Genomic DNA, 23,179 nt, shown 5'->3' with positions numbered 1-23,179 from the left:
AACCACGAAGGCGCGACGTTTCGCGCCAATCTTGAGGAGGCAGGCATGGCTATCGTTAAGAAAGCTTCGGCTCATTGGGAAGGTGATCTGAAAACCGGCATCGGCTCGATTTCCACAGAAACCGGCGTGCTCCGCGAAGCACCCTATGGCTTCAAGGCGCGCTTCGAAGGCGGCCGGGGTACCAACCCGGAAGAGCTGATCGGCGCGGCCCACGCCGGCTGTTTCTCCATGGCGTTTTCCATGATTCTCGGTGATGCCGGCCTGAAGGCCGATAGCATCGATACCCAGGCTGAAGTCACCCTGGATCAAGTGGACGGCGGTTTTTCGATTACCGCAGTTAAATTGATTCTGAAGGCAAAAATCCCCGGGGCGACCCAGGCCCGGTTCGAAGAGCTGAGCAACAAGGCCAAAGAGGGCTGTCCGGTGTCAAAAGTGCTGAATGCGAAGATCAGCCTGGAGGCAACGTTGGTCGGCTAGATTTTCATTGAAGACAAAAGATCGCAGCCTTGCACAACCTGCCGGGATCATTCGGTAAAAGGAGCTCAAGGCTGCGATCTTTTTTGCGTCCCGACAGACTTGCCCGCTAAAACTGTGGTCGAATAAATGACAGCAGCGAAAACCACGATTGTGCGTGCTGCCTCAAAGGAGCTTCACCATGAAACGTTTTGCCTTGGCGGTTATCTGTTGCGCACTGGCCACTTCGGCCCTTGCGGCACCGAAACCCTGCGAAGAACTCAAGGCCGAGATCGAAGCCAAGATCCAGGCCAGCGGCGTCACTTCCTACACGCTTGAAATCGTCACCAACGACGAGGTTCATGACCAGAACATGGTCGTGGGCTCGTGCGAAAACGGCACGAAGAAAATCATTTACCAGAAAAACGACCGCTGAACCATTCACATCAGGCAGTAGGATTCCCGGTCTTCAGCAACGATTTCGCGTTTGGCGTTGTACAGCCGGGCACCGGGGGTAAAGGCAATGGAACGGCCTTCGAGCACATAACGCTGGCCGGCTTCGAAATGATCGTATTTGATGGTCAGGTAGCACAGCCGCTCCGAAGGGCCGCTCATCATGCCCAATCCGCCACCGGGTACTTCAAAGTCGAAACGCACGATCAGTTCATGGCTGCCCGGCGTGACCTCGAAAAAACGCCCGTCGCGCAGGCGTTGTTTATCCAGTCGTTCGGCCATCAACAACTTGTCGTTAGGGAAAGGTGTCGAGAATTCGACCCAGGCCATTTTGGGATTGGGTGTCGGCATCGGGCTTTGGCAACCCGCGACAACACCGACGGCGAGTAACAGCATCAACCTGCGCATGATGGATGTCCCAAGGGATATGCATCCAGCATAACGCCGATCAGGTGTGTTGACAGCCTGCCGGCGTGCCGCGCCCAATCACTTTGCGCTGCTGATCGTAGAGTTTCGCCCAAGGCCGAAACCCGATGTTCCCTGCCTGTAGCTGATAACGCTCACCCGCGTTGAAGTCGCTGAATTTCACATTCAACTGACAATCGCGCCACAACGGCTCGGCGTCTGGGCCGATATTGGTGGGCTGGACCGCGAATTGGTAGCGGACCTTCAACTCATGGCCACCGGGTTGAACCTGGAAATAGCGTTTATCGTCGGTGTTCCTGTCATCGACCTCCAGCGCCTGCAGCGCCGTATCTTCTTGCTTTGAGTCCAGGTCGATCCAGGCTTGCGCGGGATCGTGGCGGGGTATTCCGAAACCAGCACAGCCGGCCAGCATCAGCAGGCCTCCTGTCAGTATCAACATGCGCATAGCGGAGCTCCATTCAAGCGGGATAGTCTTGCGGAAAGACTCTCCAAGGAAGAATTATTGTGATCAGGCCGCTTCCTAGCCTTGGGTTACTTGATCGCGTTTTTCGCGTTTGGTTTCCGAGCCTGTTGTTTTTGTTGCTCAACGGCTGCACCAGCGCCAGCTATTACAGCCAACTGGCCAACGGCCAACTGCAGTTGCTGCGAGCCAGGGAGCCTGTTTCCAGCGTGATTGCCGACCCGGCGCGCGATCAAAAACTGCGCACACACCTGGAGCAATCGCAAAAGGCCCGAACCTTCGCCAGCCAGCAATTGCACCTGCCGGATAACCAGAGTTACCGCTTGTACGCGGACATTGGGCGTCCCTTCGTCGTCTGGAATGTCTTCGCCACTCCGGAATTTTCCCTCAAGCCCGTAAACCACTGTTTCCCCATAGCCGGTTGCGTGGCCTATCGCGGTTACTACAGCCAGAGCGCAGCCCGCGGCGCAGCGGCTTTGCAACGCTTGCAAGGCATGGACGTGTCGATTGGCGGCGTCGAGGCCTATTCGACACTTGGCTGGTTCAACGACCCGATCATCAGTTCGATGATGGGCTGGGGGGATGAGCGACTGGCCACGTTGATCTTTCACGAGCTGGCCCATCAGCGCTTCTATGTGAAGGACGACACGGAGTTCAACGAATCCTTCGCCACCTTCGTCGAGCAGGAAGGTACTCGCCAATGGCGCGCTTACCGCCAGCTGCCACCGGATAACAATGCGCAGGCACGTCAGCGCGACCAGTTCACTGAATTGGTGCTCAAGACCCGCACCCGACTGGAAAAGCTCTACACCTTGCCGCTGCCAACTGAACAAATGCGCCAGCGCAAGGCGGCCGAGTTCGAGCGCTTGCGCAGCGAATACCGGCAATTGCGCGACAGTCAGTGGGACGCAGACAAACGCTATGACGCCTGGATCTATGCCCCCATGAACAATGCCCGGCTATTGCCGTTTGGCTTGTACGACCAATGGGTGCCGGCTTTTGCCGCACTGTTCCATCAGGAGAATGGCGACTGGCTTAAATTTTACGCCGCCGTGGAAAAGCTTGGCGCCTTGCCGACGGACGAGCGCAAGGCCGCGCTGAAGGCTTTGGCTGACGGAGCCGATCAACCAAAGAACCAGTAGCAAACCCCGATCGCACCCAGCACCCCGGCAAGCTCGGCCAGCAATGCACAACCAACGGCATGGCGTGCACGCTGGATGCCCACGGCGCCGAAGTACACCGCCAGGACATAGAACGTCGTTTCGGTACTGCCCTGGACAGTTGCCGCCACTAGTGCCGGGAAGCTGTCCACGCCCGAGGTCTTCATGGTTTCAATCAGCATCGCCCGGGCGGCGCTACCGGAGAAGGGTTTGACCATCGCCGTAGGCAGCGCATCGACGAAACGCGTGTCCCAACCGGCCCATTCCACCAGATGACGGATCCCGTCCAGGCCAAAGTCCAGCGCCCCGGACGCGCGCAGTACGCCTACCGCGCAGAGCATCGCCACCAGGTAGGGCAGCAAGTTTTTGGCGACGTCGAAACCCTCTTTGGCTCCTTCAACGAAAGCCTCGTAGACCTTCACTTTGCGCAGCGCGCCGATCACTAAGAACAGCATGATCAGGCCAAACAGAGTCAAGTTGCCGAGGATCGATGACAGGCCGGCCAGAGCGGTCGCCGAAAGGGTCGCCAGCAACGCCATGAAAGCACCGAGGGCGAGGGCGCCGGGGATCAGGTAGGCCAGCACGACGGGGTCCCAGATGCGCAGGCGCTGCATGAACGCCACCGACAGGAAGCCGACAATGGTGGAGCAACTGGTCGCCAGCAGGATCGGCAGGAACACCAGCGTCGGGTCCGGAGCCCCTTGCTGGGCGCGATACATGAAGATCGTCACCGGCAACAGGGTCAGCGAGGAGGCGTTGAGCACCAGGAACAGGATCTGTGCGTTGCTGGCGACGGTCGCGCTGGGATTGAGTTCTTGCAGTGCTTTCATGGCCTTGAGGCCGATCGGCGTGGCGGCGTTGTCCAGGCCCAGGCCATTGGCGGCGAAGTTCAGGGTGATCAGACCGATGGCCGGATGACCCGGCGGGACTTCAGGCATCAAGCGCAAGAACAGTGGTCCCAGGGCCTTGGCCAGCCATTCGACGATGCCGGCTTTCTCGGCAATGCGCAGAAAACCCAGCCAGAGGGTGAGGGTGCCGAACAGCAGCACCATGACTTCGACCGACAGCTTGGCCATGGAAAAAATGCTTTCCACCATCGCCGCGAAAATCCCGGCGTTGCCACCAATCAGCCACTGGGCCAGCGCCGATACGGCTGCCACGATGAAGAAGCCAAGCCACAGGCCATTGAGCATCAGTCAAATCCCCCCAAAAGATCCGCGAATGATAGCGGGGTGGCCAGAAACGACAAACCCCGGATTTCTCCGGGGTTTGTCTGGTGCGGCAGATGCTCCCACAAGGGGTATTACATCAGCTCTTGGAAATCTCGCCTACCGGCAGCTTTTCCTTGCTGCGCCAGTGCGGCAGGGAGTTCCAGTAGCGCTGGCCCTTGGCGTCGTCGTACATGCCTTCCCAACGAGCGATAACCAGAACCGCCAGGGCGTTGCCGATCACGTTCAGCGCGGTACGGGCCATGTCCATGACACGGTCGACACCGGCGATGAACGCCAGGCCTTCCAGAGGAATACCGACGCTGCCCAGGGTGGCCAGCAGTACCACGAAGGACACACCCGGTACGCCGGCGATGCCTTTGGAGGTGACCATCAACGTCAGTACCAGCAGCAGTTGCTGGCTGATCGACAGGTCGATGCCATACAGCTGGGCAATGAAGATTGCCGCGATGCTTTGGTACAGGGTCGAACCGTCGAGGTTGAACGAGTAACCGGTCGGCACCACGAAGCTGCAAATCGCTTTCGGCGCGCCGTAGGCTTCCATCTTCTCGATCACGCGCGGCAGCACGGTTTCGGAGCTTGCGGTGGAGTAGGCCAGTACCAGCTCATCCTTGAAGATGCGCATCAGCTTGATCACCGAGAAGCCGAACAGGCGAGCGATCAGGCCCAGGATCACGAAAGCGAAGAAGGCGATGGCGACGTAAACCAGGATCACCAGTTTGGCCAGCGGTATCAGCGAGGCGAAGCCGAAGTTGGCAACGGTCACCGCGATCAGTGCGAACACGCCGATCGGGGCGTAGTTCATGATCATGTGAGTGACCTTGAACATGCTTTCCGAAACGCCCTGGAACATCTTCACCAGCGGCTCACGCAGGTCCGCCTGCAAGCTCGACAGACCGAGACCGAACAATACGGAGAAGAAGATGATCGGCAGCATTTCGCCGCGAACCATGGCCGCGAAGATGTTCGACGGAATCAGGTTGAGGATGGTTTCGATGAACGCGTGTTCATGCTGAACCTCGGCCGCCGTGGCCTGGTACTTGGATATGTCCACAGTGCCCAGGGTGCTCATGTCGATGCCGGCACCCGGATGGAACAGGTTGGCCAGCAGCAGGCCGACCACGATGGCGATGGTGGTGACGATCTCGAAGTAGATGATGGTCTTGAAGCCGATGCGCCCCAGCTTCTTGGCGTCACCGACGCCGGCAATGCCGACGATCAAAGAGGAGATGACGATCGGGATCACGATCATCTTGATCAGACGGATAAAGATATCGCCTGCCGGTTGCAGGACATTGCTGATCCACCAGGCTTTTTCGGCACTGAAATGGTTGAGCAGCGCACCGATTGCTATCCCCAATACCAGACCGATGAGGATCTGCCAGGCGAGGCTAAGCTTTGCCTTCTTCATATTTTTACCCTTACTTGCGTTTGACTCAGGGAGATGCGCGAACTGGAACGCTTATGGCGAAAAAGTCCAGTGCATCTGCCCCCCGTATAAGGTGCCCCGGAGCGCGTGTTTGCCGCTCTCTGGCAGGCGAAAAAAGGCGCAACTATTCCGATGCAGGTAAGCGCCGTCTAATGCCGTAAACGCCTACCCTATGCAGAATCGGCATGAGGTTTTTTTAGCGAAACGCGCGTCCCAACCGGTTCGAATACGACATTTCAGCAGGCATAAGTGCCGTGAACCGGCCATCACAGAGCAGATTGAATATTTTTTGAGCAGCGACTGAGCGTTGATTTTTCAGCAAAATCCCGCAGGACGAAGGGAAAAATCGCGGCCAAAGAAAGGTGATTTTTCTCGATATACGGTCACCAATGAAACACCGAGAAAAGTATTTTCCGACGTAACAGGGATGAGGACGGGATAACACTGACGAAATAGAGACGAGCGCTCTATTTCAATATGTTGCTTGATCAAGCCCTTCGCAAGCCCGTCGAGCCTTGGCGGTCCGGCGAACTTGCGCAGTAGCTTCTCCTGACCCGGCCCTTGCGCAGGTACTCCCTGTACCCGTAGGTCACTCCGCCCCTGAAACAGGCAGAACGTCCCGACCCCTTGGTCATGCGCCGGCCTTCCTCAGGTGGCGCAGGTGGAAAGAGGCGCTGGCCTCCTTCGTGTACAAATTCTGTTCTATCAGCAAGCCCTTGATGGGGCCTCAGGCAAGTCGGGAAAACGCCAGCCCGCATGCCATGGCACTACCGCCCAACAGCAGGGCGGCTGCCAGTGACTTGAACAAACCTCTCATATCAGCCTCGACCGCGACGGCCAAAGAAGAAGGAAGCAATGAACATCACCAGGAACACGACAAACAGAATCTTGGCGATACCCGTGGCGGTGCCCGCGATACCACCGAAGCCCAGTACAGCGGCGATGATGGCGATGATCAGGAATGTGATTGCCCAGCTCAACATGGTGATTCTCCTTACGCTTCTGTTTAGAGGTGCTGCATTTCCCGGCGCATGGGGTGCGGCGGAAGTTATGTCTAGAACACCCAACGCTCTTGATGACGTATCTCACCCACAGGCCCGGCCTGGTCGACATCCATCATGCGCATCGGTGGGCTATCAGCCTGACTGCTGCTGACGGCGCTGAAATGGGTTTGGGTCGGATGCGGAATCGACAGGAATGGCGCTTCCGGCTGCCGGCTCTGCTCCCAGCGCAGAAACTGCTGGCCGCCAAGCAAGGTAATCAACAGCGCCAGAACAGCAAACAGTCCTTGCTGGATATACACAGGCGAGAGTTGCAGGTGGGCGGCACGTTGACGGTTCATCCTGGGGCTCCTACCACTGGGGTCGGTTCGATAGCGGGCGCTTGTTTTTGAATACCCTGGTTAATCAGACAATTGCAGAGCGCATGCCAGCTTTGATACGAATTAATTCCCTTTAATATCAATATGTTATGAACGCAAAGGAAACCACTTCGCGCGCATCCTGCACGATGCCATCTATGCAGTCGTGCGTATTGCACGACGGGTCTGAAGGAAGGCGTAAATTTTTTGAATTGAGAGGAGGGTACGGAGGTCAGAAATTCACGCTGGCCGTTGGCAGATTCCGGGTATCTATCAAAAGACCCGCAAAGTCAGGTGGCTAACCGATACATCCGATGAGAGCTACCCTGCCATGACAGGAATGGCTCAGAATCAATCATGCAACTTGCCCGATTTCTCCGGGACTAAATTAAGATCATTCTTTAAGGAGCGTAGGAAAATGGAATCCGCCACTGAGCATCAAGGCCGCATTCTGCTGGTGGACGATGAGTCCGCCATCCTGCGTACTTTCCGTTACTGCCTTGAAGACGAAGGCTACAGCGTGGCCACCGCCACCAGCGCCGCGCAGGCAGATGCCCTGTTGCAGCGACAGGTTTTCGACCTGTGCTTCCTCGATTTGCGTCTGGGTGAAGACAACGGCCTCGATGTGCTGGCCCAGATGCGTATCCAGGCGCCCTGGATGCGGGTGGTGATCGTCACTGCCCACTCGGCCGTCGACACGGCCGTGGATGCGATTCAGGCCGGTGCCGCCGATTATCTGGTCAAACCGTGCAGCCCCGATCAATTGCGTCTGGCAACCGCCAAGCAACTGGAAGTTCGACAACTGTCGGCGCGACTGGAAGCCCTGGAAGGCGAGGTGCGCAAGCCCAAGGATGGTCTGGACTCCCACAGCCCAGCCATGAAAGTGGTACTCGAAACCGCCCGTCAGGTCGCCACGACTGACGCCAATATTCTGATTCTGGGTGAATCCGGTACCGGCAAGGGCGAACTGTCCCAAGCCATTCATGGCTGGAGCAAACGCGCGAAGAAATCCTGCGTCACGATCAACTGCCCGTCGCTGACCGCCGAGCTCATGGAAAGCGAACTCTTCGGCCACAGCCGCGGCGCCTTCACCGGCGCCAGCGAAAGCACCTTGGGGCGAGTCAACCAGGCTGATGGCGGAACGCTGTTTCTCGACGAGATCGGCGACTTTCCCCTGACATTGCAGCCGAAGTTGCTGCGTTTTATTCAGGACAAGGAATATGAGCGCGTCGGTGATCCGGTGACCCGTCGTGCCGATGTGCGCATCCTTGCGGCCACCAACCTCAACCTTGAGGACATGGTGCGCGATGGTCGTTTCCGTGAAGACCTGCTCTATCGCCTGAATGTCATTACCTTGCACCTGCCACCGCTACGCGAACGCCGCGAAGATATTCTCAACCTGGCCGACCGCTTCCTGGCGCGCTTCGTCAAGGAATACGCCCGTCCCGCGCGCGCCTTCAGCGATGAGGCCCGGGAAGCGCTGCTGAGTTATCGCTGGCCGGGCAACATCCGTGAGCTGCGCAACGTGATTGAGCGGGCGAGCATCATCTGTCCGCAGGAGCGGGTCGAGATCAGCCATCTGGGCATGGCTGAAACCCCGGTCACCAATGCACCGCGCATCGGCGCGGCACTGAGCCTGGATGAGCTGGAAAAGGCCCACATCGGCGCGGTCCTCGCCACCGCCGACACCCTGGATCAAGCGGCGAAAACCCTGGGCATCGACGCCTCGACGCTGTACCGCAAGCGCAAGCAGTACAACCTGTGAGCAATCGCCGATGAAACTGGCGATGAAATTACGGACCCGGCTTTTCCTGAGCATCTCCGCACTGATCACCGTCGCGTTGCTCGGGCTCTTGCTCGGGTTGGTCAGCGTGATGCAGATGGCCGGCAGCCAGGAAGCACTGATCCGCAATAACTTCATCACCCTGGACCTGGGGCTCAAGCTGCGTCAGACCCTGGGTGATCAATTGATCATCATGCTCAGCGAGAAGCCTGACTCCGCCGCTTTCGCGGCCTCGAAGCAGCATTACTTCGAACTGCTGGAGGAAGGCATCGCCCAGGAGCCGGCAGATACCGGAAGCGAGCACGGCTTCAGAAAAGCCAAGGCCGACTACGAGAGCTTTATCCAGGCTTATGAAACGTCCCCGAACCCGTCGAATGTGCTCAGCAGCCACGACAACCTGACGGAAAAATTCAACGCACTACGCAATGGCCTGATCGCCGAGCACAAGCGCGCACTGGATAACATCAGCGATACCGAGCGACAGGCCCGGGAGCAGGCATTGCTGATTGCAGGGTTGCTTGGCCTGGTGGGGCTGGCAGTGCTGATCATCGGCTTCGTGACCGCGCAAGCTATCGCCCGACGCTTCGGGGAGCCCATCGAGGCCTTGGCCAAGGCGGCGGACCATATCGGCCAGGGAAATTTCGATGTCACCCTGCCGATTTCTTCGGCGATGGAACTGAACCAACTGACCCGACGTTTCGGGATCATGGCCCAGGCATTGCGTGAACATCAGGCCACCAACGTCGATGAGCTGCTGGCCGGTCAGCAGCGTTTGCAGGCCGTGCTCGATAGCATCGACGACGGACTGCTGATGATCGACCGCCAGGGTCATCTGGAACACCTTAACCCTGTAGCCCAGCGTCAATTGGGCTGGGAGTCCGATCGTCTGGGTCAGGGGTTGGGCACGGCGCTGAAGCGCCCCGAGCTCGATGAGCAGCTGCAACTGGTACTGCGCGGCGGCACGCTGGAGCGGGCGCTGGAAGACTTGAGTGTCGAAGTCGACGGCGAGTCGCGACTGCTGACCTACAGCCTGACTCCGGTCAGCCATACCCAGGGCCATATTCTGGGCGCCGTGATGGTGCTGCATGACGTCACGGAACAGCGTGCCTTCGAACGGGTACGCAGCGAATTTGTATTACGCGCCTCCCATGAATTGCGCACACCAGTCACTGGCATGCACATGGCCTTCGGATTGTTCCGTGAGCGCGCGCACTTTGCCCAGGACTCCCGGGAAGCCGACCTGCTCGATACCGTGAATGAGGAGATGCAGCGGCTGATGCAGTTGATCAACGACCTGCTGAACTTCTCCCGTTACCAGAACGGTTTGCAGAAGCTCACCCTGACGCCTTGTTCCATCGAGGCGTTGCTGGAACAGGCTCGCTCACGCTTTGCCACGGCGGCCGAAGAGCAGGAAATCAATCTGCTGGTGGAGGTGCAGGAGCCTTTGCCGCGGTTACAGGCCGACCAGCCACAACTGGAGCGGGTACTCGACAACTTGCTCGACAATGCCTTGCGGCACACCGGATCCGGCGGGCGGATACGTTTGCATGCCCGGCGCCACGGTGACCGGGTCATCATCAGCGTCGAGGACAACGGCGAAGGTATTGCCTACGGCCAGCAGGGGCGGATCTTCGAGCCGTTCGTGCAGGTCGGACGCAAGAAAGGCGGGGCCGGGCTCGGCCTGGCCTTGTGCAAGGAGATCGTGCAATTGCATGGCGGGCGGATGGGCGTCTATTCACGGCCGGGGCAGGGTACTCAGTTCTACATGGCGCTGACCGTCTAGGTCACCCTCACGCTTCGTCATCCAGGCGCCGGCCTCCCCGACGACGCCCCCGGGTAATCAATTCAGTGAACTGCACTGCGCTCAGCGCCCGCGCGAACAGCCAGCCCTGGCCGAACTTCACGCCTTCACTGCACAGGAACGCGGCCTGGGCCTCATGCTCGATGCCCTCGGCAATCACCTTCAGGTGCAGCGACTGGGCCATGTGAATGATGTGCGGGGCCACGCCGCTGCTGGCGGCGTCATGGCCCAGCGCGTCAATGAACGCCTTGTCGATTTTCAGGCAATCCACCGGCAGGGTTTGCAAATAGGCGAGGCTGCAATAGCCGGTGCCAAAGTCATCGATCAACACCTGGTGTCCGACATCCCGTAGCGCTTGCAGGTTTTCCCGGGCCACCACCACATCGACCAGCCCGCGCTCGGTGACTTCAAAGGCAATTTGCCGCGCAGCGACGCGGTGCAGGGTCAACAACCGCGCCATCACCTGGCCGATCCGCGGAACCATCACATCACACGCCGCGAGATTGACCGAGATGTACAACTGCGGGTTGGCACGCAGCAACTGGCCGAGTTGCTCGAGCAGGCGTTGCAGGACGAAGTCCGTCATCTGGCGAATCTGCCCGGTATTCTCTGCCATCGGAATGAACAGGTCGGGACTGGTCAGGGTGCCGTCCGGCCTGCGCCAGCGCAGCAGTGCTTCAGCCCCGACACAGTTGCGGCTATCGAGGTCGAAGATCGGTTGATACAGCACCTGCAACTCGCCCCGGCGAATCGCGCCGGTCAGTTCGGCGTCCAGCGACTGCCGCTGGCGCACCAGCAGAAACACCAGGAACCCGACGCAGATGCCCAGCGCGAGGCTGGCCGGCAGCAACCACCACCAGACCGCCGGGATATGCATGCCGGTGCGTGGGCTGATCAACACCAATTGATATTCCGGGTTGTCGGTGGGCATCCGGTATATCAGGCGTGCCTGGGTGATTTGCAGCGCATCACGGTTTTTCGGTGGCCAGGCCTCGTCCGGCGGCCATACCTGAGAAGCGCCGAGCACCGGAATCGCGCGCGCGCCATGGTCCAGGACTACCAGCAGGCTGCTGCCCGGCGACAGGTCGACCATATCGGTCAAATGCCCGCGAGAGGTCGCGACCCGGAAATTCCCGCGCCCGAGCATCAGCGCGGCGCGGTTTTCATCGGGTTCGGTGGTGGTGTTGAGCCAATAGCTGTAAGTCGGGCCCTTGATGTCTGGCGATCGACTCAGCGACAACCCTTCCTGGCGGGGGCGATTGGAGCAGATTCGCGAGGAGTCCATGTAGGCAGCTTCGTAGACGAAGCGATAATTGAACGAAACCTGCTGCAAGGTTGCGATCATTTCAGCATCGCAACCGCGCAACGGTTGCGCCTCAAGGTCGTCAAGGCTTTCACGCAGTTGACCGAAGAGCTGTTCCAGGCGGGCGAGGAAGCGTTCGCCCTGAGCATTCATTTCTTCGCTTTCGTTTTGCTCGACCTGGTGTATGGCGACGAACAGGCTGCCGGCCATCAACAACGTTGCGCTCAAGACAGTAGACATCAGCCCCAGGAACCAGGGGCGATGGAACCAACTACGTAAGGTCTCTCGAGCAGCGGTCATTGTGAAATATCCGAAGGATTACCAATGAGTTATAGCTGCTGATTGGAAAAAAGCCCTGACCGTCGGGCGGGCGTCATTATTTTGTCTGATTCAACACCAAAAGTAGCGCGGCAGTTTGCGCATCCGGAGTGCCATCGAAGTGCGCCGGACGGAAATGCATCTGGAATGCCGCGATCACATGTCGTGTCGCGACATCGAGCTCGCCGGTTTGTGGCGAGGCATAACCCAGGCGGGTCAACTGCGCCTGAAACCAGCTGATGCTCGGCAACTGCTCGGCGAACAACATTTGCTGGCGCGCCACCGCCTGTTCATTCGGCCAGATACCCAGGCCTTCGGCGGCCAGACGCTTCCAGGGAAACAGCGGCCCCGGGTCCAGCTTGCGCAAAGGTGCAATATCGCTATGGCCGATGATGTCGCGAGGCTTGATGCCCTGACGTTTGCTGATGTCCTTGAGCAATACGATCAACGACTGGATCTGATCTTCGGTGTAGGGATACCACACGCGTCCGGTCGGGGTGTCCTTGAAGCCCGGATTGACGATTTCGATACCGATGGAACTGGAGTTCAGCCAGGTCCGGCCAATCCATTCGCTCTCCCCGGCGTGCCAGGCCCGCACATTTTCATCCATCAGCTTGTAGATGGTGGCGCCCTTGTCGTCGCCGATCAGGTAATGGCTGCTGACTTCACCGTGGGTCAGCAATTGCAACGAACGCTCCAGCGAGGCATTGGTGTAATGCACCACCACGAACTGCACACGGCTGTCGTAATTGGCTGAGGGATGACTGGTGTCAAAACGGGGACCGCCGGCGCAGCCGGCCAGCAGAATCAGTGACGCAATCAGAGCAAAATATTTCATGGCGAAGGCAGTACACACAAGACAATAATGCAACAGTGTAACGTAATGCCTGGCGGGCTGACGGCAATCAAACAAAATGGAACAATTGACGATCAGCCCGGCTCCACGCGATTGCGTCCGGCATTTTTTGCGCGATACAGCGCCTGATCGGCTCTTTTAAGCACCTGATCGCCGTGTTCACCCGGCCTGAACGCCGTCATCCCGATAGACACGGTGATGGTCACCGGCTCTCCCTTGAAGTGGAAAGGACAAGCCTCAATGGAGGCCCGCAAGGCTTCCAGCAACTTCAACCCCGCCGCTGGCACCGTGGATGGCATCAACAGCACAAACTCCTCGCCGCCAAACCGGGCAATGAAATCCGTCCCGCGCAACCGCTTGCGCAACACACTGGCGATGATTTTCAGCACTTTGTCACCGGCCAGGTGCCCGTAGTTATCGTTGATGCGCTTGAAATGATCGAGGTCGAGCATGGCCAGCAACAACGTGTTGCCATGTTGCTGCCATTGTGTGATTTCATGATCCAGGCGCTCGCTCCAGGCCGCACGGTTGGGCAGCCCGGTCAACGGGTCGACCAATGCCTTCTGCCGTTGCTCTTCAAGGTGCTCGCGGAAACCCTGGGCCTCCTGCTCCATATGGGCGACCCGTTCGGCCAGGCTGTGCAAGCGCACAGCGACCTCCTGCTCGCGCTCATCGCGTTGTTTCTGGTGCTGGTCCATGGTACCCAGCAAGCCTTCGAGATGGTTTTCCAGTACGTGCTTGAGATCCTCCAGGTCCGCCGCTTCCTGCATGCTGCTTTGCAGGCCATCGACCTGTTCACGGATCTGCGTATCCATCTGCCGCGCAGCCGAACGGTTGTCGGCGTGCCCTGCGGTGGCGGCCTGCAAGTTGCTCTGGAACGATTCGAGACGCTCGTTCAATCGTTGCAGATAGGCTTCGAACTCATGCTGGCCGCTGTCGGTAATAGCCAGCATCAACGTGGCGAAGTCGTCGAGGATCGGCAGCAATTCGTACCAGTTCAGACCGTTTTTCAAACGATCGCGCATGGACTCGGCTTGCGGGCGATGACGTTCGGGCAATGTCAGGTCGTCGAGCAGCCCCAGCAGCGTGTCTTCGATGTGACTGGCCACCGAGCTGTAGGAGGGCTCGGGGGAATCCGGAAGTGCATAGAGAATATCGTGTTCGGATTGCGCCTGATCGACGACGGCCACTTCCTCCATAGGCATCGGAGGTAAAGGCAAGCTATCCGGCGAAGCTTGCGCGGTCAGCTCGTCAGGGTTTGCTTCCGATTCAGGAGTCGTCGCGATGGTTTCCGGGGTGGACTGTTCGGCCGATTCGATTTCTGCCGCGACGGCACTGGCCGGTTGAGGTTCCACAGCCGGGTGGGCAAAAGCTACGATTGCCGGAGCAGGCGCAGCCACGGTTGGCCCGGTCGGTGCAGACTCACCTTCAACTCGCGCAGCGGGGGGTACCTGGAAAGTTGCCGCAGGATTCCTGGCTACAGAGACCAGATCAGGAGAAATAACCGTTGATGCCGCTGCCTCCTCCGCTTCACGACCGCCGAACAACCGCTGCAGCAAACCCGGCCGGCCATTCTCCGTCGGGGTCTCCAGCTGGCTCAGGGCCTTGCCCTGCAAGCCACTCAGCTCGCTGAGCAGCAAGGGTATCTCACGTGCCTGACTGACTCGCGCATCCAGTTGCTTGGCGAAACTCTTGAGTGGCCGACTCACATCCCGTGGCAACGGCAATGTTTGCAGTTGTGTGACCAGCGCATTGAGGGCGGCACTGGTCTGGTTGACCCGGGTTTCCCGACGCTGCTCCGAGTCGAGCACTGCCTTTTCAAGGCGTGGAATCAGCGCGGCCAGGCCTGCGTCCATGTCGTCGGTGCGCACGACCTCGCGCATTTCTTTCATGCATTGGTCAACGGCGCGGTCAGTACCTTCCGCCGCCAGGGTGCTGCGCACCAGCCCGCGACGCAGCAAGTCGAGCCGCGCGTCCCAGCGACGTTCGAGCTTTTCCTGTTGTTCGATGCTTTTGAGGTATTTCTCTTTCCAGCGCTGTGCTTCGTCGCTCATTCAGGGGTTCCGCGAGGGGCAGGACTCAATGCGGGCAATGCATCGGCCGTGAGCGAACCCGGCAAACGAATCTCTACCGCTACCGGCAGGTGATCGGAAATGGGCTGTGCCAGCACCTCGACCTTTTCCAGGGTCAGGCTCGGGCTCAGCAAGATATGGTCCAGGCAGCGCTGTGGGCGCCAGCTGGGAAACGTCGCTTCCAGTTGCGGCGCAAGCAGGCCGAGATCGCGCAACGGGGAATGTTGCAGCAGGTCACTGGCATGGGTGTTCATGTCGCCCATCAGTACCTGGTGCTTGTAGTCGCCAATCAACTCGCGGATGTAGGCCAATTGCAGGCTGCGGGCCCGGGCGCCCAACGCCAGGTGCATCATGACCACCACCAGCGCTTCCGGGCCTTCGCCGAACCGCACCAGAATGGCTCCGCGCCCCTTTGGCCCCGGCAACGGATGATCCTCGATTGCCCATGGGCGCAACCGGCTGAGCACGCCATTGCTGTGCTGGGCCAGGCGACCGAGATTGCGATTGAGTTGTTGATACCAGTAGGGAAAGGCACCGAGCTGGGCCAGGTGTTCGACCTGATTGACGTAGCCTGATCGCAGGCTGCCGCCATCGGCCTCTTGCAAGGCGACCAGATCGAAGTCGCCCAGCAGATTGCCGATTTTCTGCAGGTTATCGGCACGCCCGGTGTGCGGCAGCAGGTGCTGCCAGCCCCGGGTCAGGTAATGCCGGTAGCGCTCGGTACTGATACCGACCTGGATATTGAAACTGAGCAAGCGCAGACGACTGTCTGCGGGCAAGCCCGTGGACTCCAGATGATGCTCGTTGACCCGCGGATCATGTAGGCCAACGATGCGTTCAGTACCCCATCGGCGCATGGCAGTGACTGCCCTTAGTTGGCGGCAGCCTTGTTAGCCGCTCGCTCTTTGTCGATCAGTTTGTCGGCCAGTTGCAAGGCGTGTTCGGCACCGCCGGCGGAACCCACGTCAAAGCGGTACTTGCCATTGACGATCATGGTTGGAACGCCGGAGATTTCGTACTTCTTGGCCAGTTCACGAGCCTTGACGATCTGGCCCTTGATAGCGAAAGAGTCGAAAGTCGCAAGGAACTTGTCCTTGTCCACGCCTTGGGTAGCGAGGAAGTCGGCCATGTCGTTCTTGTCGGTCAGTTTCTTGTGTTCTTTCTGAATGGCATTGAACACCGCGGCATGGACGTTGTGTTCGACACCCATGGCTTCAAGGGTCAGGAACATCTGGCCGTGAGCGTCCCACGGGCCACCGAACATGGCTGGAATGCGCACGAAGTTCACGTCCGAAGGCAGCTTCTCGACCCACGGATTGATCACTGGCTCGAAGGCGAAGCAATGCGGGCAGCCGTACCAGAACAGCTCTACCACTTCGATCTTGCCAGGCACGGCGACCGGAACAGGGTTGGTCAGTTCGACATAAGGTGCGGCGGGGGCGTCAGCGGCCTGGGCAGTCATGCCGAACAGGCTGGCAGCGGCAAAAACGGCGCTGATGATCAGATTACGCATGCTTTACTCCTGGACAAATTTTATCGCCTCGCGCGACTTGTTATCGGACAGATCCTGGCGGGCTTGAGTTCTGTAGTGTAACGGCAGCGGCCACAAAAAAGGGCGGCCAAGGCCACCCTTTTTATACTTGCTGTGACGGATTAATCGAGCGTTAACACTGCAGGCGATAAGCTCGCCGCTCAACGCCTGATCCGCCGGCCTTAGTGCAGGCCTTGAATGTAGCTGGACACCGCGGCGATGTCTTCGTCGCTCAGCTTCTTGGCAATGCTCTGCATGGGCTTGGTATCGCCGTCGTTGGTGCGGCCGCCTTCTTCCTTGCGGAAATCGACCAGTTGCTTTCCGACGTATTGAGCGTGCTGACCACCCAGGTGCGGGAAACCGGCAGCCGCGTTACCTGCGCCATTTGGCGAGTGGCAACCGGTGCAGGCTGGCAAGCCCTTGGCCAGGTCACCACCACGGAACAGGGCTTCACCGCGAGCGACAATCTTCGGATCGGCGGCACCGACGCTACCTTTCTGGCTGGCGAAGTAGGCGGCGATGTCCGCCAGGTCCTGATCGCTCAGGTTGGTGAGCAGGCCGGTCATTTCCAGAACAGTGCGCTTGCCCGACTTGATGTCGTGCAATTGCTTGGTCAGGTAGCGTTCACCCTGACCCGCCAGTTTTGGAAAGTTTGGCGCCATGCTGTTGCCATCCGGGCCGTGGCAGGCGCCACAGACGGCGGCTTTGGCCTGGCCGGCTTTTGCATCACCCGGTTGTACTGCCTCACCTGCAGCATGGGCCATGCCGGAGATGCCCACGGTCAACAGCAGACTCACGATCAATTTCTTCATCAGCTAATCCAACTACGGCTAAGGGTTAAGAGTTATGGACCGGGCTTACTCGCTCATCCAAAGGATGATGGCTTGGTAATCCTCGGCACTGCAGTCCATGCACAAACCACGCGGCGGCATCGCCTTGAAACCCTGGGTCACGTGTTGCACCAGCGTCTCCATACCTTTCGCCAACCTCGGCGTCCAAGCTTCCTGATCGCCTTTTTTCGGCGCCATGGGGAGTTGGCCGGAATGACAGGCACCACAAACACGGTTGTACACAGCTTCCGGATCCTGTGTAGCCTGAGCGCTGTAAAGCGGCATCAATACACCGGCAGCTAGCAGCCATTTCGTCATAAAACGACCTTTTCAGGGTTGAGAGCGAGCTGCGTTCTAGTGCGCAATCAAGGTCTGTCGCTCTCGTGAACTTCATCCTACGCTGGGACAAAGCGCACACAAAATCTGCGGCATTATATACTGGCGTCACTGAAACGGAAGCGACACTGCTTGCCGCACCCATTCCTGGCGCCGCCCACATCGGAAATCCCATGCAACTCAAGAATCCCATCCTCGGTCTGTGCCAACAGTCCACCTTCATGCTCAGCGCCGCCAAAGTCGACCAATGTCCGGATGACGAGGGCTTCGAAGTCGCCTTCGCCGGGCGTTCCAACGCCGGCAAGTCGAGTGCCTTGAACACCCTGACCCACGCCAGCCTGGCGCGCACCTCGAAAACCCCGGGGCGCACGCAACTGTTGAATTTCTTCAAGCTAGACGATGAACGCCGTCTGGTCGACCTGCCGGGCTACGGTTATGCAAAAGTACCGATCCCGCTCAAGCAACACTGGCAGCGTCACCTGGAGGCATATCTGGGTGGTCGCGAGAGTTTGAAAGGTCTGATCCTGATGATGGACATCCGCCATCCGATGACCGATTTCGACCTGTTGATGCTCGACTGGGCCGTGGCTGCCGGCATGCCGATGCACATTCTGCTGACCAAAGCGGACAAGCTGACCTACGGCGCGGCCAAGAACACACTGCTCAAGGTTCAGGCGGAAATCCGCAAGGGCTGGGGCGACCTGGTGACAATCCAGCTGTTTTCGGCCCCGAAACGCATGGGCCTGGAAGATGCCTACACCGTACTGGCCGGCTGGATGGAACTGGCGGACAAGGGTGCCGAAGCAGAAGCCCAGTAAGTGCGAAAACTGCCTGCGGTGCACGCGGGCAGTTTTCTCGGGGCAAAAAAAACCCCGGGCTTCATATGGGGAGGGAGAAGTTCCGGGGTTGAAGCTCTAGACCGCTAGGGCGGGGTCCAGATATCTGCCAACACTTAACACAACATAGGAGCATCGAAGGGCTTCACCAGCCATTCAGTAACTCTGAGTGGTGGTGTGCAAGATTAGTTCAGATTTTTTTCAAATGGGTTTGAAATAACTCTGATAACCCTTCGGACCAAACTGTTTTTGGCGCCCTTCTGCCGCGGCACTATGCCGCAGCAGAAAAGGTCTTTTCAGGGGGCTCAGTGAGCCTCATCCCAGTTGTTTCCAACACCCACTTCGACCAGCAACGGCACATCCAGTTTCGCCGCCTCGCTCATGTGCACGCGAATTTCATCGCGAACCTGGTCGACCAGGTCTTCACGCACCTCGAGCACCAGCTCATCGTGCACCTGCAAGATGACTTTGGCGTCCAGGCCCGACACGCTCAGCCAGTTATCCACCGCGACCATGGCTTTCTTGATGATGTCTGCAGCGGTGCCTTGCATCGGCGCGTTGATCGCCGTGCGTTCGGCGGCGGCGCGCTCTTGCGGCTTGTTGGAGTTGATGTCCGGCAGGTACAGGCGACGGCCGAAGAACGTCTCGACATAACCTTGCTCGGCGGCCTGGGCACGCGTGCGGTCCATGTACTGGCGAACGCCGGGGTACCGGGCGAAGTAGGTATCGATGTAGGCCTTGGCGGTCTTGGTGTCGACGCCGATGTCCTTGCCGAGCTTCTGCGCGCCCATGCCGTAGATCAGGCCGAAGTTGATCGCCTTGGCGCTGCGGCGCTGGTTGGAGGTCACGTCGGCCAGTTCGACCTTGAACACTTCGGCGGCGGTCGCGGTGTGTACGTCCAGATTGTGGCGGAAGGCGTTCATCAGCCCTTCATCCCGGGACAGGTGCGCCATGATCCGCAGTTCGATCTGCGAATAATCCGCCGCCAGCAGCTTGTAACCGGCCGGGGCCACGAACGCCTGGCGGATGCGCCGCCCTTCGGCGGTGCGCACCGGGATGTTCTGCAGGTTCGGATCACTGGAGGACAGCCGCCCGGTGGACGCCACTGCCTGGTGATACGAGGTATGGATCCGCCCGGTACGCGGGTTGATCTGCTCCGGCAGACGGTCGGTGTAGGTGCTTTTCAGCTTGCTCATGGAGCGGTATTCCATGAGCACTTTCGGCAATCGATAGTCGTCTTCTGCCAGTTTGGCCAACACTTCTTCGGCGGTGGACGGCTGGCCCTTGGCGGTTTTCTTCAATACCGGCAGGCCGAGCTTCTCGTAAAGGATCACGCCAAGCTGCTTGGGCGAACCGAGGTTGAATTCCTCACCTGCAATCTCAAAGGCTTCACGCTCCAGCGCCACCATCTTGTCGCCCAGTTCAATGCTTTGCACGCCCAGCAAGGCGGCGTCGACGTATGCGCCCTGGCGCTCGATACGCGCCAATACCGGTACCAACGGGATTTCGATGTCGGTCAGCACGCTGGCCAGGCTCGGAATGGCCGAGAGCTTTTCGAACAGGGCATGGTGCAAGCGCAGGGTGATATCCGCATCTTCGGCGGCGTAGGGCCCGGCCTGCTCCAGGGCGATCTGGTCGAACGTCAGCTGTTTCACGCCTTTGCCGGCGATGTCCTGAAAACTCACTGTGGTGTGGTCCAGATACTTCTGCGCCAGGCTGTCCATGTCATGGCGCGTGGCCGTGGAGTTGAGTACGTAGGACTCAAGCATGGTGTCGAAGGCGATGCCACGCACGGTAATGCCGTTGTCCTGATCGCCGCCGATGGCGCAGTTGGCCAGGATGTTCATGTCGAACTTGGCGTGCTGGCCGACCTTGAGTTTGCTCGGGTCTTCCAGAATCGGCTTGAGTGCGCGCAGGACCGTATCGCGATCCAGCTGCTGCGGCACGCCAATGTAGGAATGGGTCAACGGGATGTAGGCCGCTTCATTGGCCTGAACCGCGAACGACAGGCCCACCAGTTGCGCCTGCTGCGCATCGATGCCGGTGGTTTCGGTGTCGAAGGCAAACAGCTTGGCGTTGTTCAGTTTTTCCAGCCAGGCATCGAACCGCGCCTGATCGAGGATGGTTTCATAGGCGGTTTCAGCAGCGGCGGCTGGCGCTTCGGCCTCTGGTTCGCTGAACAGATCGGCGGCCGGTGCAGGCTCGGCGGTAGCGCTCAGTTCCAGACGCTTGGCATCCCTATCGAGGTCGTTCAACCAGCTCTTGAATTCCAGCAGGGTGTACAGCTCGTAGAGTTTGGCCGGATCTTCAGGACCCATTTGCAGGTCATCGAGCCCAACGTCCAGCGGCACATCGACCTTGATGGTCGCCAGCCGATAGGAAAGGAAAGCCATTTCCTTGTGCTCTTCGAGCTTGGCCGGCAGCGTCTTGGCGCCGCGAATCGGCAGGGTCGGCACAATATCGAGCTGCGCATAGAGTTCGGTCAGGCCCCCGTTCACACCGACCAGCAGGCCGGAAGCCGTTTTCGGGCCGATACCCGGAACACCTGGAATGTTGTCGGACGAATCGCCCATGAGCGCCAGATAATCGATGATCTGCTCCGGAGCGACGCCAAATTTCTCCTTCACGCCCTCCACGTCCATGCTACTACCGGTCATGGTGTTGACCAAGGTAATGTGACCGTCGACCAGTTGCGCCATGTCCTTGTCACCGGTGGAGATGATCACCGGACGATCCGCCGCCGCGCTGCTGCGGGCCAAGGTGCCGATCACGTCATCGGCCTCGACGCCTTCGACGCACAGCAGCGGGAAGCCCAGGGCGATCACGCTCTGGTGCAGCGGCTCGATCTGCAAGCGCATGTCGTCGGGCATGCTCGGACGGTTGGCCTTGTATTCGGCGAACATCTCATCGCGAAAAGTCCCACCCTTGGCGTCGAACACCACGGCGAACGGACTGTTCGGATATTGCTTGCGCAGGCTCTTGAGCATGTTCAACACGCCCTTGACCGCGCCGGTCGGCAGGCCTTTGGACGTGGTCAGCGGTGGCAGTGCGTGAAAGGCGCGGTACAGGTAAGAAGAACCGTCCACCAGGACGAGGGGGGCTTGGCTCATGAGCAGGATCAACCTTTTCGGCGGGTCCGGCGCTAGAATAGCGGGACCGTTGACGACAAAGGGACAAGGTTATCATGCGCACACTAAATCGCCTGTTGCTGGCTGGCTTGTTTGCAATCACACCACTGGCCGTCATGGCGGCGGACGATGCGCCATCGCCGGAACCGGATGTGACTATTCGCACGGAAGGCGACAACACGATCAAGGAGTACCGCCAGAATGGCTTCCTGTATGCCATTCAGGTAACACCGAAGGGCGGAAAACCGTACTTTCTGGTGCGGGCAGATGGATCGGACGGTAACTTTATCCGCTCGGATCAGCCCGATATGCTGATTCCGTCGTGGAAGATTTTCGAATGGAAGTAGTTTCTTAATTTCAATCGGCGCCGGCTCAACAGCGGCGCCCGTACTGGCAGCTTAAACATGTCTGTGTTCACCCCCCTGGCTCGGCCCGAGCTGGAAGCTTTTCTCGCCCCTTATGGCCTCGGCCGCCTGCTTGATTTCCAGGGGATTGCCGCCGGTAGCGAAAACACCAATTTCTTTATCAGCCTGGAGCAGGGCGAATTTGTCCTGACCCTGGTCGAGCGCGGCCCGGTTCAGGAAATGCCGTTCTTCATCGAACTGCTCGACGTGCTGCACGGCGCGGACCTGCCGGTGCCTTATGCCTTGCGCACCACCGACGGCGTGGCCTTGCGCGAACTGGCGGGCAAGCCTGCGTTGCTGCAACCGCGCCTGGCCGGCAAACACATCAAGCAAGCCAACGCGCAACATTGCGCGCAGGTAGGTGAGTTACTCGGCCATCTGCACCTGGCGACCCAGGCCAACATGATCAAGCGCAAAACCGATCGCGGCCTGGACTGGATGCTGGAAGAGGGCACGCAGTTTTTGTCGCACCTCGGTGGTGCCGAACAGAAAGAGCTGCTGCAGCGGGCGCTGGAAGAAATCACCCGGCAGAAAGAAAAAATCCTGGCACTGCCACGGGCGAACATTCACGCCGACCTGTTCCGTGACAACGCGATGTTCGAAGGCACGCACCTGACCGGGTTGATCGACTTCTACAACGCCTGCTCCGGGCCGATGCTCTACGACGTGGCGATTGCCTTGAACGACTGGTGCTCGGACGACGATGGCGTGATCGATGGACCACGAGCGCGGGCCTTGCTCGGCGCTTACGCGGCCTTGCGACCGTTCACCGCCGCCGAAGCCGAGTTGTGGCCGACCATGCTGCGGGTCGCTTGCGTACGGTTCTGGTTATCACGCTTGATCGCCGCGGAGTCGTTCGCCGGGCAGGACGTGTTGATTCACGATCCGATGGAGTTCCAGTTGCGCCTGGCGCAGCGCCAGACAGGCAATACGCCGCTGCCTTTCGCCCTTTAAAGCAAAGATCGCAGCCTTCGGCAGCTCCTGCGGAGCAATGTAGGAGCTGCCGAAGGC

The 23,179-nt window shown here is 59.2% G+C and carries 22 protein-coding genes; 8 read left to right on the top strand and 14 right to left on the bottom strand.

The genetic code is table 11. From position 1 onward, the window contains the following. Positions 1-45: 45 nt before the first annotated feature. Positions 46-477 carry an OsmC family protein gene (locus ACM6G4_RS10500; protein ID WP_414913624.1) on the top strand — a complete coding sequence of 144 codons (432 nt, stop codon included), beginning with the start codon at positions 46-48 and terminating at the stop codon, positions 475-477. 178 nt (positions 478-655) lie between these two features. Next, positions 656-889 carry a DUF1161 domain-containing protein gene (locus tag ACM6G4_RS10495; RefSeq protein ID WP_104450431.1) on the top strand — a complete coding sequence of 78 codons (234 nt, stop codon included), beginning with the start codon at positions 656-658 and terminating at the stop codon, positions 887-889. 5 nt (positions 890-894) lie between these two features. On the opposite strand, the gene ACM6G4_RS10490 is transcribed toward ACM6G4_RS10495, so the two are convergent. After that, positions 895-1,314 (bottom strand): hypothetical protein, encoded by a 420-nt coding sequence (locus tag ACM6G4_RS10490; RefSeq protein WP_056726697.1) that lies wholly within the window; start codon positions 1,312-1,314, stop codon positions 895-897. 40 nt (positions 1,315-1,354) lie between these two features. Then, positions 1,355-1,777, bottom strand: a complete 423-nt coding sequence (locus tag ACM6G4_RS10485) for a hypothetical protein (protein WP_414913623.1) — start codon at positions 1,775-1,777, stop codon at positions 1,355-1,357. Positions 1,778-1,836: 59 nt separating this feature from the next. Between ACM6G4_RS10485 and ACM6G4_RS10480 the strand changes: the two genes are divergently transcribed. After that, positions 1,837-2,934 carry an aminopeptidase gene (locus tag ACM6G4_RS10480; protein WP_414913622.1) on the top strand — a complete coding sequence of 366 codons (1,098 nt, stop codon included), beginning with the start codon at positions 1,837-1,839 and terminating at the stop codon, positions 2,932-2,934. Here ACM6G4_RS10480 and ACM6G4_RS10475 read toward each other — a convergent pair. From ACM6G4_RS10475 to ACM6G4_RS10460, 4 genes are all read right to left on the bottom strand, one after another. Further along, complete coding sequence (locus tag ACM6G4_RS10475) at positions 2,916-4,145, bottom strand: nucleoside recognition domain-containing protein (protein WP_414913621.1); 1,230 nt, start codon at positions 4,143-4,145, stop codon at positions 2,916-2,918. The two genes, ACM6G4_RS10480 and ACM6G4_RS10475, sit on opposite strands and share 19 nt — an antisense overlap. Before the next feature lie 115 nt (positions 4,146-4,260). Further along, positions 4,261-5,592 carry a glutamate/aspartate:proton symporter GltP gene (gene gltP, locus ACM6G4_RS10470; RefSeq protein ID WP_056726700.1) on the bottom strand — a complete coding sequence of 444 codons (1,332 nt, stop codon included), beginning with the start codon at positions 5,590-5,592 and terminating at the stop codon, positions 4,261-4,263. 836 nt (positions 5,593-6,428) lie between these two features. Further along, positions 6,429-6,593: a DUF1328 domain-containing protein gene (locus tag ACM6G4_RS10465; protein WP_003177151.1), complete on the bottom strand. Its 165-nt coding sequence runs from the start codon at positions 6,591-6,593 to the stop codon at positions 6,429-6,431. A 71-nt stretch (positions 6,594-6,664) separates the two neighbouring features. After that, positions 6,665-6,952 carry a hypothetical protein gene (locus tag ACM6G4_RS10460; RefSeq protein ID WP_056726701.1) on the bottom strand — a complete coding sequence of 96 codons (288 nt, stop codon included), beginning with the start codon at positions 6,950-6,952 and terminating at the stop codon, positions 6,665-6,667. Positions 6,953-7,388: 436 nt separating this feature from the next. On the opposite strand from ACM6G4_RS10460, the gene algB reads away from it, so the two are divergent. Together algB and ACM6G4_RS10450 are read left to right on the top strand one after the other, a co-directional pair. Beyond that, a complete protein-coding gene (gene algB / locus ACM6G4_RS10455; RefSeq protein WP_056726702.1) occupies positions 7,389-8,735 on the top strand; it encodes a sigma-54-dependent response regulator transcription factor AlgB in 1,347 nt (448 codons plus the stop codon). A gap of 10 nt (positions 8,736-8,745) precedes the next feature. Continuing rightward, positions 8,746-10,536: a KinB sensor domain-containing domain gene (locus tag ACM6G4_RS10450; RefSeq protein WP_056726703.1), complete on the top strand. Its 1,791-nt coding sequence runs from the start codon at positions 8,746-8,748 to the stop codon at positions 10,534-10,536. 7 nt (positions 10,537-10,543) lie between these two features. On the opposite strand, the gene ACM6G4_RS10445 is transcribed toward ACM6G4_RS10450, so the two are convergent. From ACM6G4_RS10445 to ACM6G4_RS10415, 7 genes are all read right to left on the bottom strand, one after another. Next, on the bottom strand, positions 10,544-12,157 hold the full coding sequence (locus tag ACM6G4_RS10445; protein ID WP_056726704.1) for an EAL domain-containing protein: 1,614 nt from the start codon (positions 12,155-12,157) through the stop codon (positions 10,544-10,546). A gap of 76 nt (positions 12,158-12,233) precedes the next feature. Then, complete coding sequence (locus ACM6G4_RS10440) at positions 12,234-13,013, bottom strand: N-acetylmuramoyl-L-alanine amidase (RefSeq protein WP_414913620.1); 780 nt, start codon at positions 13,011-13,013, stop codon at positions 12,234-12,236. 92 nt (positions 13,014-13,105) lie between these two features. Further along, positions 13,106-15,085 (bottom strand): diguanylate cyclase, encoded by a 1,980-nt coding sequence (locus ACM6G4_RS10435; protein ID WP_414913619.1) that lies wholly within the window; start codon positions 15,083-15,085, stop codon positions 13,106-13,108. Beyond that, positions 15,082-15,960, bottom strand: a complete 879-nt coding sequence (locus ACM6G4_RS10430) for an endonuclease/exonuclease/phosphatase family protein (RefSeq protein WP_056726707.1) — start codon at positions 15,958-15,960, stop codon at positions 15,082-15,084. The genes ACM6G4_RS10435 and ACM6G4_RS10430 overlap by 4 nt, the downstream gene beginning before the upstream one ends. 14 nt (positions 15,961-15,974) lie before the next feature. Next, positions 15,975-16,616: a thiol:disulfide interchange protein DsbA/DsbL gene (locus tag ACM6G4_RS10425; RefSeq protein WP_414913618.1), complete on the bottom strand. Its 642-nt coding sequence runs from the start codon at positions 16,614-16,616 to the stop codon at positions 15,975-15,977. A 200-nt stretch (positions 16,617-16,816) separates the two neighbouring features. After that, positions 16,817-17,446 (bottom strand): c-type cytochrome, encoded by a 630-nt coding sequence (locus tag ACM6G4_RS10420; RefSeq protein WP_056726709.1) that lies wholly within the window; start codon positions 17,444-17,446, stop codon positions 16,817-16,819. A 45-nt stretch (positions 17,447-17,491) separates the two neighbouring features. Next, complete coding sequence (locus ACM6G4_RS10415; RefSeq protein WP_008002190.1) at positions 17,492-17,782, bottom strand: c-type cytochrome; 291 nt, start codon at positions 17,780-17,782, stop codon at positions 17,492-17,494. A gap of 191 nt (positions 17,783-17,973) precedes the next feature. Between ACM6G4_RS10415 and yihA the strand changes: the two genes are divergently transcribed. Then, positions 17,974-18,618: a ribosome biogenesis GTP-binding protein YihA/YsxC gene (gene yihA / locus ACM6G4_RS10410; RefSeq protein WP_046042671.1), complete on the top strand. Its 645-nt coding sequence runs from the start codon at positions 17,974-17,976 to the stop codon at positions 18,616-18,618. Positions 18,619-18,941: 323 nt separating this feature from the next. Here yihA and polA read toward each other — a convergent pair whose 3' ends face one another. After that, complete coding sequence (gene polA, locus ACM6G4_RS10405) at positions 18,942-21,746, bottom strand: DNA polymerase I (protein WP_414913617.1); 2,805 nt, start codon at positions 21,744-21,746, stop codon at positions 18,942-18,944. Positions 21,747-21,820: 74 nt separating this feature from the next. On the opposite strand from polA, the gene ACM6G4_RS10400 reads away from it, so the two are divergent. Both ACM6G4_RS10400 and ACM6G4_RS10395 read left to right on the top strand, forming a co-directional pair. Then, the gene (locus ACM6G4_RS10400; protein WP_015092908.1) at positions 21,821-22,111 is read left to right on the top strand and encodes a DUF2782 domain-containing protein; all 291 of its coding nucleotides are present in this window, start codon (positions 21,821-21,823) and stop codon (positions 22,109-22,111) included. Positions 22,112-22,168: 57 nt separating this feature from the next. Beyond that, positions 22,169-23,122: a homoserine kinase gene (locus ACM6G4_RS10395; protein ID WP_414913616.1), complete on the top strand. Its 954-nt coding sequence runs from the start codon at positions 22,169-22,171 to the stop codon at positions 23,120-23,122. Positions 23,123-23,179 lie beyond the last annotated feature (57 nt).

This window comes from Pseudomonas sp. IT-P258 (assembly GCF_949767825.1).
Lineage (GTDB): Bacteria > Pseudomonadota > Gammaproteobacteria > Pseudomonadales > Pseudomonadaceae > Aquipseudomonas > Aquipseudomonas monachiensis.
The sequence above is the reverse complement of the archived record's forward strand: the minus strand, read 5'-3'. Positions and strand labels throughout refer to the sequence as shown.